Source organism: Streptococcus sp. IMAU 99161 (assembly GCF_014435245.1).
Taxonomy (GTDB): Bacteria; Bacillota; Bacilli; order Lactobacillales; family Streptococcaceae; genus Streptococcus; species Streptococcus lactarius.
Genome location: NZ_JAAPAW010000008.1, coordinates 114,563 through 127,197, shown reverse-complemented (window position 1 = coordinate 127,197; position 12,635 = coordinate 114,563). Strand labels below are relative to the sequence as shown.

General features: G+C 39.5%; 23 protein-coding genes. All 23 read right to left on the bottom strand.

All coding sequences use genetic code 11. From position 1 onward, the window contains the following. Nucleotides 1–135: 135 nt before the first annotated feature. Nucleotides 136–1,389 (bottom strand): glutamate-cysteine ligase family protein, encoded by a 1,254-nt coding sequence (locus tag HA044_RS04435; protein ID WP_187539643.1) that lies wholly within the window; start codon nt 1,387–1,389, stop codon nt 136–138. A gap of 243 nt (nt 1,390–1,632) precedes the next feature. Continuing rightward, nucleotides 1,633–2,019, bottom strand: coding sequence for a 50S ribosomal protein L17 (rplQ, locus tag HA044_RS04430; protein ID WP_187539640.1), 387 nt, complete (start codon nt 2,017–2,019; stop codon nt 1,633–1,635). A gap of 11 nt (nt 2,020–2,030) precedes the next feature. Beyond that, entirely contained in the window at nt 2,031–2,969 is a 939-nt protein-coding gene (locus tag HA044_RS04425; RefSeq protein WP_003009635.1) for a DNA-directed RNA polymerase subunit alpha, read from the bottom strand. Nucleotides 2,970–3,014: 45 nt separating this feature from the next. Next, complete coding sequence (gene rpsK, locus HA044_RS04420; protein ID WP_001118385.1) at nt 3,015–3,398, bottom strand: 30S ribosomal protein S11; 384 nt, start codon at nt 3,396–3,398, stop codon at nt 3,015–3,017. A 23-nt stretch (nt 3,399–3,421) separates the two neighbouring features. After that, complete coding sequence (rpsM, locus tag HA044_RS04415; protein WP_187539638.1) at nt 3,422–3,787, bottom strand: 30S ribosomal protein S13; 366 nt, start codon at nt 3,785–3,787, stop codon at nt 3,422–3,424. A gap of 17 nt (nt 3,788–3,804) precedes the next feature. Beyond that, nucleotides 3,805–3,921: a 50S ribosomal protein L36 gene (rpmJ, locus tag HA044_RS04410; RefSeq protein WP_001808836.1), complete on the bottom strand. Its 117-nt coding sequence runs from the start codon at nt 3,919–3,921 to the stop codon at nt 3,805–3,807. A gap of 23 nt (nt 3,922–3,944) precedes the next feature. Continuing rightward, a complete protein-coding gene (infA, locus tag HA044_RS04405; protein ID WP_001029883.1) occupies nt 3,945–4,163 on the bottom strand; it encodes a translation initiation factor IF-1 in 219 nt (72 codons plus the stop codon). A 116-nt stretch (nt 4,164–4,279) separates the two neighbouring features. Continuing rightward, nucleotides 4,280–4,918: an adenylate kinase gene (locus tag HA044_RS04400; protein WP_187539636.1), complete on the bottom strand. Its 639-nt coding sequence runs from the start codon at nt 4,916–4,918 to the stop codon at nt 4,280–4,282. 96 nt (nt 4,919–5,014) lie between these two features. Further along, on the bottom strand, nt 5,015–6,322 hold the full coding sequence (gene secY, locus HA044_RS04395) for a preprotein translocase subunit SecY (protein ID WP_187539634.1): 1,308 nt from the start codon (nt 6,320–6,322) through the stop codon (nt 5,015–5,017). A gap of 12 nt (nt 6,323–6,334) precedes the next feature. Next, nucleotides 6,335–6,775: a 50S ribosomal protein L15 gene (gene rplO, locus HA044_RS04390; RefSeq protein WP_187539632.1), complete on the bottom strand. Its 441-nt coding sequence runs from the start codon at nt 6,773–6,775 to the stop codon at nt 6,335–6,337. 148 nt (nt 6,776–6,923) lie between these two features. Continuing rightward, nucleotides 6,924–7,106, bottom strand: coding sequence for a 50S ribosomal protein L30 (gene rpmD, locus HA044_RS04385; RefSeq protein ID WP_002894509.1), 183 nt, complete (start codon nt 7,104–7,106; stop codon nt 6,924–6,926). Nucleotides 7,107–7,120: 14 nt separating this feature from the next. Further along, nucleotides 7,121–7,615, bottom strand: a complete 495-nt coding sequence (gene rpsE, locus HA044_RS04380; RefSeq protein WP_187539630.1) for a 30S ribosomal protein S5 — start codon at nt 7,613–7,615, stop codon at nt 7,121–7,123. Nucleotides 7,616–7,632: 17 nt separating this feature from the next. Further along, a complete protein-coding gene (gene rplR, locus HA044_RS04375; protein ID WP_187539628.1) occupies nt 7,633–7,989 on the bottom strand; it encodes a 50S ribosomal protein L18 in 357 nt (118 codons plus the stop codon). Between the two features lie 83 nt (nt 7,990–8,072). Further along, complete coding sequence (gene rplF, locus HA044_RS04370; protein WP_187539626.1) at nt 8,073–8,609, bottom strand: 50S ribosomal protein L6; 537 nt, start codon at nt 8,607–8,609, stop codon at nt 8,073–8,075. Between the two features lie 321 nt (nt 8,610–8,930). After that, nucleotides 8,931–9,329 (bottom strand): 30S ribosomal protein S8, encoded by a 399-nt coding sequence (gene rpsH, locus HA044_RS04365; protein WP_187539624.1) that lies wholly within the window; start codon nt 9,327–9,329, stop codon nt 8,931–8,933. A gap of 180 nt (nt 9,330–9,509) precedes the next feature. Then, the gene (locus HA044_RS04360) at nt 9,510–9,695 is read right to left on the bottom strand and encodes a type Z 30S ribosomal protein S14 (protein WP_001085699.1); all 186 of its coding nucleotides are present in this window, start codon (nt 9,693–9,695) and stop codon (nt 9,510–9,512) included. A 17-nt stretch (nt 9,696–9,712) separates the two neighbouring features. Beyond that, complete coding sequence (gene rplE / locus HA044_RS04355) at nt 9,713–10,255, bottom strand: 50S ribosomal protein L5 (RefSeq protein WP_003009606.1); 543 nt, start codon at nt 10,253–10,255, stop codon at nt 9,713–9,715. A gap of 23 nt (nt 10,256–10,278) precedes the next feature. Next, nucleotides 10,279–10,584, bottom strand: a complete 306-nt coding sequence (gene rplX, locus HA044_RS04350) for a 50S ribosomal protein L24 (RefSeq protein WP_003002315.1) — start codon at nt 10,582–10,584, stop codon at nt 10,279–10,281. A 74-nt stretch (nt 10,585–10,658) separates the two neighbouring features. Next, complete coding sequence (rplN, locus tag HA044_RS04345) at nt 10,659–11,027, bottom strand: 50S ribosomal protein L14 (protein ID WP_003002384.1); 369 nt, start codon at nt 11,025–11,027, stop codon at nt 10,659–10,661. Between the two features lie 25 nt (nt 11,028–11,052). After that, nucleotides 11,053–11,313 carry a 30S ribosomal protein S17 gene (rpsQ, locus tag HA044_RS04340; RefSeq protein ID WP_000440801.1) on the bottom strand — a complete coding sequence of 87 codons (261 nt, stop codon included), beginning with the start codon at nt 11,311–11,313 and terminating at the stop codon, nt 11,053–11,055. A gap of 23 nt (nt 11,314–11,336) precedes the next feature. Next, a complete protein-coding gene (rpmC, locus tag HA044_RS04335) occupies nt 11,337–11,543 on the bottom strand; it encodes a 50S ribosomal protein L29 (RefSeq protein WP_187539622.1) in 207 nt (68 codons plus the stop codon). A 9-nt stretch (nt 11,544–11,552) separates the two neighbouring features. Beyond that, nucleotides 11,553–11,966: a 50S ribosomal protein L16 gene (rplP, locus tag HA044_RS04330; protein ID WP_000960947.1), complete on the bottom strand. Its 414-nt coding sequence runs from the start codon at nt 11,964–11,966 to the stop codon at nt 11,553–11,555. Nucleotides 11,967–11,969: 3 nt separating this feature from the next. Beyond that, entirely contained in the window at nt 11,970–12,623 is a 654-nt protein-coding gene (gene rpsC, locus HA044_RS04325) for a 30S ribosomal protein S3 (protein ID WP_003002336.1), read from the bottom strand. Between the last annotated feature and the right edge of the window lie 12 nt (nt 12,624–12,635).

Genomic DNA, 12,635 nt, shown 5'->3' with positions numbered 1-12,635 from the left:
AACTATATTAGTATATCACGCCATTTCTTATCTGTCAATACTTTTTTCTAAGTTTTTTTATTTTGTTGGGGGATTGGTACTTTAAATCATTCAAAAAAGGCAACAAAGCCCGTTAATACAGGCTTTGTTGTTCTTTTAATTTAAATAGATTTCTTCTCCGTATCCTCTTTCGATTAATCCAAGTCTAGCGATTGTTAATAAATCATGTGAAAATTCTTGGATTTTAGATTCTTCTTCTTTACTTAATTTAATTTTTGAATATTTTTTTCTTAATTTTCGTAAGTCTCTCTCTTTGGTATTAAGGAACTTACAATTTTCTAGATATTCCTCTAGTTTTTCCAATTGGTTGAATAGGCCTACTTCAAAAGCAATTGGTGCAAAAGTGTTTTCTAATGGTTGTGTACAGGTACTTCTGAATTCCACTGTTCCACGTGATGTTAAATCCTGGAATTGGTAGCTTCGATGCTGTTTGATATCATCTTTTAATGGTGTGATAACTGTTTCTTTTCCGTCAGCTGTGTAGGCTACGATTTCGTTTTGGTCCAAATAATCTTGAACACGGATTGGTTTAAAGTAATAAAATTTAGTCCCTCTTACGGCCGTAAAGATCGCTGTTTTTGCTAGATTTTCAAAAAATTCATCCTCGCACCTGTATTTCTTAGGATAAAGCCCGACATTTTCTTCAAAATAACCATGTAAGGATTTTTCCCAAAAGAGATCCCTTGCTATTTTAGTATTCCATGATGCTTCTGGAAATTCTGAGTTTGGGAAAAGATAGGCCTTTGCAGCCTCAATTTGATTAAATGCATTAATAACTCGTAGATAGTTCTCTCGATTTACATCTAGTTGAAGTTGATTTCCACATATGAATGCACCATAGTCAGGGTAGTGATGGGTGTCCATACCTGTTCCTTTCATTGCTAGAAAGGCCATTAACATTTGATAGCGTTCAATTTGTACTGGTCTATTATCATTTTGCTTCCATTGTGGATGAATTCCATATCCTTTGATTTCATGGTGGTATTGTTGAAGCATTGGTTGTATTTTTTTCAAATAGTTCTTAAAGCGTTGATCAACCTGATGAATGGATTTTGCTTTTTCAAATGCAAATTCAATCGTATTGTAACTGAGTTCAAATAAAATACGATCCTTTGATGCTCTATGAATTAGTTGGACGGGGTTATTTTCTTGATCTCGCTTTTCAACTTCAAACTCTACATCCAATGCTAACTCTCGAAATAATTTTTTAGTAACATTAATATCAGTCTTTTTTCCATGAACTTCTACGATAGGAAATTCTAATTCAATCCCAACAAAGACCTCAGGTGATCGTTTCATATGACTCAGATATTTCTCTTTGAGTAATCCAATTGCTTCTTGTTTTGACATTTATTCCTTTTTTCTATTCTGTATTTGGTTTTCATTATATCATTTATTTTTATTTTCTACTAAAGTAAAAAACGCCTGCTTACGAAATTGTTTTAAGTTAAAGCAATTTCGTAAACAAGCGTCTACTATTTCATCCAATACGATGAGTGTTCCCGCTGGGGAAAATCCCCAGCGGTAGACCAGAGCTAGACTAAGAATAACAGTGTATTCCATCATCATAACACTCAACAAAATTGATGACCATTATACCAATTCGATGATTGCCATTGGCGCAGCATCCCCACGACGTGGTTCAGTTTTAAGGATACGTGTATATCCACCATTGCGCTCAGCATAACGAGGTGCTAATTCAGAGAACAATTTTTGAAGTGCTGTTGTTTCTGAGTATTTACCTGTTTCTTCATCAAAGTTTTGTGTTGCAACTTCGTTACGTACGAATGCAGCAGCTTGACGACGTGCATGCAAATCACCACGTTTACCCAAAGTAATCATTTTTTCAACTGATTTACGGATTTCTTTTGCACGTGCTTCAGTTGTTACAATTGCTTCATTGATGATAAGATCTGTAGTCAAATCACGAAGCATTGCTTTACGTTGTGAGCTAGTGCGTCCTAGTTTACGGTAAGCCATGTATTCCTCCTCTATTTATCGTTTTTTAACCCAAGGCCTAAGTCAGCAAGTTTAATTTTAACTTCTTCAAGACTCTTACGTCCCAAGTTACGAACTTTCATCATTTCTGCTTCAGATTTTTCAGTCAAATCGTAGACAGTGTTAATGCCAGCACGTTTCAAACAGTTGTAAGAACGAACAGAAAGATCTAATTCTTCGATGGTACGCTCTAAAATACGATCATCAGAAGTTGTATCTACTTCTTTCATAACATCTGTTGCAATAGCAATTTCAGTTAAGTTTGTGAATAGATTTAGGTGTTCTGTCAAAATACGAGCAGACAAACCTAAGGCATCTTCTGGAATGATGGTCCCATTTGTTAAAATTTCAAGGGTTAGCTTGTCAAATCCATCATTGCTACCAACGCGGGCTGGTTCAACTTGGTAATTGACTTTTGTCACTGGCGTATAGATTGAATCTACAGCAAGTGTTCCCACTGGTGCATCATCTTTTTTGTTTTGATCAGCTGGAACATAGCCACGTCCACTGTTTACAGTAAGCGTTGCTTTCAAAGAAGCTCCTTCACCGATTGTAAATAGATAATGATCAGGGTTTACAATTTCGATGTCACTATCCGTCAGAATGTCTCCGGCAGTTACTTCTGCAGGTCCTTCTACATCAAGTTCGATAATCTTTTCGTCTTGGACGTAAGATTTCACGGCGATTCCTTTAACGTTAAGAATGATTTGCATAACGTCTTCACGAACTCCTGGAACTGTATCAAATTCGTGGAGTACACCTTCAATGTTGATTGAAGTAACAGCTGCACCTGGAAGTGAAGCTAGAAGTACACGACGAAGTGAGTTCCCAAGCGTTGTTCCGTAGCCACGTTCAAGTGGTTCTACTACAAATACGCCATAATCTTTATTTTCATCAATTTTTGTTATATTTGGTTTTTCAAACTCAATCATTTGCTATACTCCCTCTTAAACGAAAAGCTGTGTAATTGTTGATGATTATACACGGCGACGTTTTGGAGGACGAGCACCATTGTGCGGTACAGGAGTTACATCGCGGATTGCAGTTACTTCAAGACCAGCAGCAGCAAGTGCACGAATAGCAGACTCACGACCTGAACCAGGACCTTTAACAGTTACTTCAACAGATTTAAGTCCATGTTCTTGAGCAGATTTAGCAGCAGCTTCTGATGCCATTTGAGCAGCAAATGGTGTAGATTTACGAGAACCTTTGAAACCAAGTGCACCTGCAGATGACCAAGCGATTGCATTACCATGCACATCAGTAATCATAACAATTGTGTTGTTAAATGTAGCGTGAATATGAGCAATACCAGATTCGATATTCTTTTTCACACGACGTTTACGTGTTGGTTTAGCCAAGATTTTTACCTCCTTATTTTATTTTATTTTTTCTTACCTGCAATCGCAACAGCTTTACCTTTACGAGTGCGAGCATTGTTTTTAGTGTTTTGTCCACGAACTGGAAGTCCACGACGGTGACGGATACCACGGTATGAACCGATTTCCATCAAACGTTTGATGTTCAAGTTTACTTCACGACGAAGGTCACCTTCAACTTTGATTGCGTCAACTTCACGACGGATAGCATCTTCTTGATCAGATGTAAGATCACGAACACGAATATCTTCTGAAACTCCAGCAGCTGCTAAAATTTTCTTAGATGTTGGAAGTCCGATACCATAGACATAAGTCAATGAAACTACTACGCGTTTGTCATTTGGAATGTCAACTCCAGCAATACGAGCCATGTTTTCTCCTTTCTATCTTATCCTTGACGTTGTTTGTGTTTTGGATTTGCTGGGCAAATTACCATAACACGACCATTACGACGAATTACTTTACAGTATTCGCAAATTGGTTTGACCGATGGTCTTACTTTCATTTTTATCCCTCCAAGTCTTTCGATTATTTAAAGCGGTATGTGATACGTCCACGTGTCAAATCATACGGACTCATCTCCACTGTAACACGATCTCCCGCTAAAATACGAATATAGTTTTTACGAATTTTACCAGAAACTGTTGCTAAAATCTGATGTCCATTTTCAAGTTCAACCGTAAACATTGCATTAGGCATTGTATCGACTACTTTGCCTTCAACTTCAATCACATCGTCTTTTGCCACGCAAAAGTACCTCCATAAATTTCGATTCATCCCTCTGAGCACAGAGGTAACAATTATAAGTCAGACTAATTAATTGTAACACTAGTTGTCCAATATTGCAAGCCTGAAAAACGCTTTTATTTCAATTTTGACAAGACTTTTTCAATGTCTGAGAATACATCATCGATATCTTGGTTTCCTTCGATATCATGTACTAGACCTTTAGCGCGATAATGAGCAATGATTGGTTCCCCTTGAGCAATATTAACGTCCAAACGACGTTTTACTGTCTCCGGTTTATCATCTTCGCGTTGATAGTAATCTTCCTCTTTGTAATCAACTGGTGGATTGAATACTTTATGGAAAGTTTCTCCTGTTACACGATGAATGATACGACCACTTAAGCGTTCTAAAAGGCTATCTGGATTTACTTCGATATTAATAACACCTTCAAGTTCAATCCCAAGTTCAGCCAATGTTTTATCTAAAGCATGTGCTTGTTCGATTGTACGTGGATATCCGTCCAACAAAAATCCCGTTTTCTTAATATCATCTTGAGAAAGGCGTTCTTTCACAATTCCATTTGTAACTTCATCTGGAACTAATTCGCCTTTGTCAATATACGACTTAGCTAACACACCCATTTCAGTTTGGTTGGCCATTGCTGCGCGGAACATATCTCCGGTTGAAATGTGCGCTACGTGAAATTCTTCAACGATTTTTGCTGCTTGAGTCCCTTTACCTGCTCCAGGCAACCCCATAATTAAAAGATTCATGATGAATTCTCCTTATTTTGTTTTTAAATGGAAGCAGGAGCAAGTTCCTATTTCCATTTAAAAACAAAATAGAAGGCTGACAAAGTCAACCTTATTCTATTCTGTTGTGTCCATAAATCCGACATACTTACGTTTTAGTAAGTAGCCTTCTAATTGTTTCATTCCTTCAATACCTGTAGAAATAATGATCAAAAGACTTGTTCCTCCAAGAGCAACGGCATCTGTCAATCCAAATACATCACGGGCTAAGATTGGAATGATCGTAATAAAGCCAAGGAATACTGATCCGACACTTGCTAAACGACGGAGCAAGCGAGACATAAACTCTTCTGTTCCCTTACCTGGGCGAACACCTGGAATGTAGGCACCGCTCTTTTGAAGGTTTTCTGCCGTTTTTTCAGGATTAATCTGAACAAACGTGTAGAAGAAGGTGAAGAGAATGATCAATAAGGCATACATGGCAACACCAGTTGGTGTGTTTGTTGCCAACATGGCTTGTGCTGTTTTTACCCATCCTGCATTGTAACCCATAGCGCTAATGACTTGGAAAATGGCAGCGGGTGCTGCTGTAATCGAACTAGCAAAGATGACAGGAATAACCCCTGCTGGGTTTACTTTTAAAGGTAGGTAAGAGCTCGACGGAGCTCCTTGAGCAATCTTTGTGTACTGAACTGGGATCTTGTACTGAGCCTGCTCTACAAAGGTTGTAAAGTAAACAATGACCAAGACCGCAAGAATCAAAACACCAACAAAGATAAGTGAGTTGGTCATTTGACCGGAACGAACATTTACAAATGCATTTTCATAGATTTCTTTAATCATCTCTGGGATAGAAGATACGATCCCTGCAAAGATAATCATCGAAACTCCATTTCCATATCCTTTATCTGTAATCTGTTCTCCTAACCAGGTTACAATCATTGAACCTGTAGTGAGAATTGCTCCGATTAAAAGATAGGTTTTCGCATTTGGGGTCGCAACTAATTTTGCCTGAGACAGGGTATGGAAAGTTGCTGTGATCCCAATAGATTGAACAAAGGCTAAAACTAGGGAAATGTAACGAGTTGCTTGGTTAAGCTTTCGACGACCAACTTCCCCTTGTTTCCCCCATTCAACGAATTTTGGTAAAAGATCCATTTGCAAAAGTTGTACAACGATCGAAGCAGTGATGTAGGGGCTAACACCGAGAGCAAATACCGAGAAGTTTCTCATGGCATTCCCAGAAACAAGACTAAGCATGTTCAAGAAGGACACATCTTGAAGGCTATTCAGAATTTTCGCATTAACACCAGGTACTGTAATCGTCGTTCCGATACGGAAAACAAGGACAATGAAGATCGTAAATAAAATCTTTGATCGTACTTGTTTTACCTTAAATGCATCTTTTAATAATTTAAAAAACATAGGTCACCTCACTTAGATGACTTCAACTGAACCACCTTTAGCAGTGATAGCTTCTTCAGCTGATTTAGAGAATTTAGCTGCTTTAACAGTCAATTTCTTCGTCAATTCTCCGTTACCAAGAACTTTAATCCCTGATTTTTCAGCTTTTACAATACCTGATTCTACAAGTACAACTGGTGTTACTTCAGCACCATCTTCGAAGACGTTCAACTGATCAAGGTTTACAATAGCGTATTCTTTAGCGTTGATGTTTGTAAATCCACGTTTTGGAAGACGACGGAACAATGGAGTTTGTCCACCTTCAAAACCAAGACGTACACCGCCACCGCTACGAGCTTTTTGACCTTTTTGACCACGGCCAGAAGTTTTACCGTTACCAGATGAAGTACCACGACCAACACGGTTGCGGACTTTACGTGAACCTGTAGCAGGTTGTAATTCATGAAGTTTCATTATTTATTTTCTCCTCTTTTGTAAAATGCTAGCGCTCCTATTAGGAAAAAGGTGTTCTTAATAGGAACTCGCCTATACGAATAAATTGAGTTTTAGGGGCTGAGATAACATCTCATACCCCCTAAAACATCTATGATGGTAAGTTTAATTACTTAACTTCCTCAACAGTTACCAAATGAGATACCGCAGTGATCATACCACGTACTGCTGGGTTATCTTCTTTGATGACTGAGCTGTTCAATTTGCCAAGTCCAAGTGCTACAACAGTTTTACGTTGTGACGGGATGCGTCCGATTGGAGACTTAGTCAAAGTAATTTTAATTTGAGCCATTTGAATCTCCTTTCTTAAGCCAAGTCAGAAACTGAAATACCACGAAGGGCAGCAACTTCTTCAGCGCGTTTCAATTGTGCTAAACCATTAACAGTTGCACGAACAATGTTGATTGGAGTATTTGATCCAAGTGATTTAGATGTAACATCTGCGATACCTGCCAATTCGACAACGGCACGTACTGCACCACCTGCAGCAACTCCAGCCCCTTCAACGGCTGGTTTCAACAAGACACGAGCACCACCAAATACAGATGTTACTTCGTGAGGAATTGTTGTTCCAACCATAGGAACTTCGATCAAGTTTTTCTTAGCATCTTCAACAGCCTTACGGATTGCTTCTGGAACTTCTTGAGCTTTACCAGTACCAAATCCTACACGGCCATTACGGTCACCAACAACTACAAGAGCTGCAAAACGAAGACGACGTCCACCTTTAACAACTTTTGTAACACGGTTGATGGCAACTACGCGTTCTTCAAGTTCAACTGCATTATCTTTAAATGCCATTTTCTAGTGTCCTCCTATTAGAATTTCAATCCGTTTTCACGAGCTGCATCAGCCAAAGCTTTAACACGTCCGTGATATAGATATCCACCGCGGTCGAACACCACTTCAGAAATACCTTTAGCAACTGCACGTTCAGCAACTAGTTTACCGACAACAACGGCTTGTTCAGTTTTAGTTCCTTTTGAAACTTCTTTGTCAAGAGTTGAAGCACTTGCGAGCGTTACACCCGCTACGTCATCAATCACTTGAGCGTAGATGCCTGTATTAGAACGGTATACGTTCAAACGTGGGCGATCAGCAGTTCCAGAGAGTTTTCCGCGAACGCGACGGTGGCGTTTTTGACGGATTTTATTTTTATCTGGTTTCGAAATCACAATTTTCACCTCTTAATTATAAATCTTGTGCCTAAGCACTGAATTGGTAAGATGAAGTCTGGTTAAAAAACAACCATACAACATTATTTACCTGTTTTACCTTCTTTACGGCGAACGTATTCACCAACATAACGGATCCCTTTACCTTTATATGGTTCAGGTGAACGAAGGCTACGTACATAAGCAGCTGTTTGACCAACTACTTCTTTTGAAATTCCGTGAACAACGATTGTTGTTGGGTTTGGAAGTTCAAAAGTAATTCCTTCTGGAGCTTCAACTTCGTCTGGATGAGATTTACCAACAGCCAAGACAAGTTTAGATCCTTGAAGTTGTGCACGGTATCCAACCCCGCGCATTTCAAGTTCTTTCTTGAATCCTTCAGATACTCCGACAACCATGTTGTGCAAAAGAGCACGAGTTGTTCCATGGATTGTTTTCATTTCTTTTGTATCGTTTGGACGGTGAAGCGTTACTTCATTTCCTTCCACACGGATATCGATATCTTTTGAGAACGTACGAGTAAGTTCTCCTTTAGGTCCTTTTACAGTTACAACGTTATCTTTGTTAGTGATTTCAACACCAGCAGGCAACGGAATAACTTTATTACCAATACGTGACATGTTTTTATTCTCCTGTTAAATTGTCAGGCCGCAAGCGACCAGTTTTCACGGGGAACTAAGATACAGAGGGCGTTATAAAGTCAAAGTGAAAATAGAAAACTTGACGAAGAAACTGGAGTTTCTAGGAAAGTTTATCTTTTTCACACAGACTTTAGCCCGTGTTCAATTAGTTCATTCATTAAATCAGATACTAAATTCGTTCATCAGCTGAACTGAACACGTTCTAAGAACTGTGCAAAATAGATAAGTTGGCTTGTTTGTAAACAAACTGCTCCAACTTCCTAATTTTGCTTTGTTCTTTACGAGCTTTGTATCTTGATTTTACCAAACGTAAGCGATAACTTCTCCACCAACGTTCTTTTGGCGTGCTTCTTTATCAGTAAGCAAACCTTCAGAAGTTGAAAGGATCGCAATTCCAAGTCCGTTAAGAACTTTTGGAAGGTCTTCGCGTTTTTTATAAACACGCAAACCTGGTTTTGATACACGTTTCAAGTTTGTGATAACTTTTTCACCATTTTGTCCGTATTTCAAGAATACACGGATGATGCCTTGTTTGTCATCTTCAATTACTTCAACGTTTTTTACAAAACCTTCGCGTTTAAGGATTTCAGCAATCCCTTTTTTGATGTTTGATGCAGGTACTTCAAGTACTTCATGTTTTGCTTGGTTCGCATTACGAATACGAGTCAAGAAGTCTGCGATTGGGTCAGTCATAACCATTATTTTGTTCTCCTCTTACTAGTAGTTTGCAAGTTGCACTTGCTAGTTAATGATTGAGCTAAGCTCAGAATATGTTTCTAGGTTTCAATTCCTAAGTGAGTCTAGGCATCTGCTTGCAGGCATAACTTGAGTTAGGCAAAAGCAGATAACGACGAATCACGACGGAATTGAAAGCTAGAATTACCAAGATGCTTTTGTTACACCAGGGATTTGACCTTTGTATGCCAATTCACGGAAGCAAACACGGCAAAGTTTAAACTTGCGGTAAACTGAGTGTGGACGTCCACAACGTTCACAGCGAGTGTATGCTTGAGTAGAGAACTTCGCTGGGCGTTTGTTCTTAGCAATCATAGATTTTTTAGCCATTAGATTTACCTCCTATATTATTTTGCAAAAGGCATTCCAAGGCCTGTAAGCAATGCACGTGACTCTTCGTCAGTGTTAGCAGTTGTTACGATAACGATGTCCAAACCACGAGTTTTGTCAACGTCATCAAAGTTGATTTCTGGGAAGATCAATTGTTCTTTCACACCAAGTGTGTAGTTTCCGCGTCCATCAAATGATTTTGTTGGAACACCATGGAAGTCACGTACACGTGGAAGTGAAACTGTTACCAATTTATCCAAGAATTCGTACATACGTTCACCACGAAGGGTAACTTTTGCACCGATCGCAACACCTTCACGAAGACGGAAGCCGGCGATTGATTTTTTAGCCTTAGTGATCAATGGTTTTTGACCTGAGATCAAAGCAAGCTCTTCAGCAGCTTTTTCAAGGTTTTTAGCATTTGATACTGCATCACCAACACCCATGTTCAAAACGATTTTATCAACTTTTGGCACAGCCATAACTGATGAATAGTTGAACTGTTCAGTCAATGATGGTACTACTTCATTAAGGTATTTTTCTTTTAAACGATTAGCCATTATACTTCTCCTTTCCTTCGTGATTAGTCAAGCACTTCGCCTGATTTTTTGTTGTAGCGAACTTTTTTGCCGTCTACAAACTTGTAGCCAACACGTCCAGCAACACCGTTTTTGTCCAAAACTTGAACGTTAGAAGCATGAATTGGAGCTTCTTTTTCAACGATTGCACCTTGAGGGTTTTCGTTATTTGGACGTTGGTGTTTCTTGATGATGTTTACACCTTCTACAACAACTTTGTTTACTTTCGGAAGAGCAGTAAGAACAACAGCTTCTACGCCTTTGTCTTTACCAGCGATAACGCGAACTTTGTCGCCTTTTTTTACAAACATTTCTTTCTCCTTTTATTCTTACGCCCAATGGGCACCCTGGCTTAGCCAGGGGACTGTGTTTGTTTTCTTATTGATTAAAGTACTTCTGGAGCAAGTGATACGATCTTCATGAAACCACCGTCACGCAATTCACGTGCAACTGGGCCAAAGATACGTGTTCCGCGAGGAGTTTTGTCGTCACGGATGATTACTGCTGCATTTTCATCGAACTTGATGTATGAACCATCTTTACGACGAGCACCTGATTTAGTACGAACGATAACAGCTTTTACAACGTCACCTTTCTTAACCGCACCACCAGGAGTAGCTTGTTTTACAGATGCAACGATTACATCTCCGATGCTCGCGAATTTACGTTTTGAACCACCAAGAACTTTAATGGTCAAGATTTCGCGTGCGCCACTGTTGTCAGCGACTTTCAAACGAGTTTCTGTTTGAATCATTTACGTTTTCTCCTTTCAGGTATGATTAGATGATGACCGCTTCTTCAACGACTTCTACAAGACGGAAGCGTTTTGTAGCTGAAAGCGGACGAGTTTCCATGATACGAACGATATCGCCTTCTTTGGCAACATTGTTTTCATCATGAGCTTTGTATTTTTTAGAATAGTTGATACGTTTACCATAGACTGGGTGGTTCCGTTTCGTTTCAACTACAACTGTGATTGTTTTGTCCATTTTGTCAGACACAACGCGCCCAACAAGAACTTTACGATTATTGCGTTCCATTGAAATTCTCCTTCCCTAGTCTATTATTTAGCTTCTGATTGAACAGTTTTGATACGAGCGATTTGTTTTTTCACTTCTTTCAAACGTGCAGTTTGTTCCAATTGACCAGCAGCCGCTTGGAAACGAAGTTCAAACAATTCTTTCTTCAATTCATTTTCACGCTTCGCGAGTTCTTCTTGAGAAAGACCACGAAGTTCTTTAACAAATTCTTTTACTTCTGTAAGTTTCATGACCTCTCCTTATTCTGCTTCACGTTTCACAAATTTAGTTTTAACTGGCAATTTGTGGCTTGCAAGACGAAGTGCTTCACGTGCGATCTCTTCAGATACACCAGCAATTTCGAACATCACTTTACCACGTTTAACTGGTGCTACCCAACCTTCAGGTGCCCCTTTACCAGATCCCATACGTACCCCGATAGCTTTAGCGGTGTATGATTTGTGTGGGAAGATTTTAATCCAAACTTTACCACCACGTTTCATGTAACGAGTCATGGCGATACGAGCAGCTTCGATTTGACGGTTTGTGATCCAGTGGCTAGTTGTAGCTTGAAGACCGTATTCACCGAATGCTACTTCTTTTCCACCTTTTGCTTCACCGCGCATTTTACCACGGAATTCGCGACGGTGTTTAACACGTTTAGGTACTAACATTGGTTATTTACCTCCTTTAGCGTCTTTACGAGCTGGAAGAACTTCACCACGGTAGATCCATACTTTAACACCAAGTTTACCGTAAGTAGTGTCTGCTTCTTCCCAAGCGTAATCGATATCAGCGCGAAGTGTGTGAAGTGGAACAGTTCCTTCAGAGTATCCTTCTGCACGGGCGATATCTGCACCGTTCAAACGACCTGATACTTGAGTTTTGATTCCTTTAGCTCCAGCACGCATCGCACGTTGGATCGCTTGTTTTTGTGCACGACGGAAAGCAACACGTTGTTCCAATTGACGAGCAATTCCTTCACCAACAAGGTGAGCATCCAAGTCAGGACGTTTGATCTCAATGATGTTGATGTGTACTTGTTTACCAGTCAATTTGTTAAGAGCTGCACGAAGTGCATCAACGTTTGCTCCACCTTTACCGATCACCATACCTGGTTTAGCAGTGTGAAGTGAAACGTTAACTTTGTTTACTGCGCGTTCGATTTCAATAGTTGAAACGGCTGCGTCAGCCAATTCTTTTTGAATGAATTTACGGATTGCAAGATCTTCATGAAGGTAATCCGCGTATTCTTTTTCAGCATACCATTTGGCATCCCAATCACGGATGATACCAACACGCATACCAATTGGATGTACTTTTTGACCCACGAGTTTACCTCC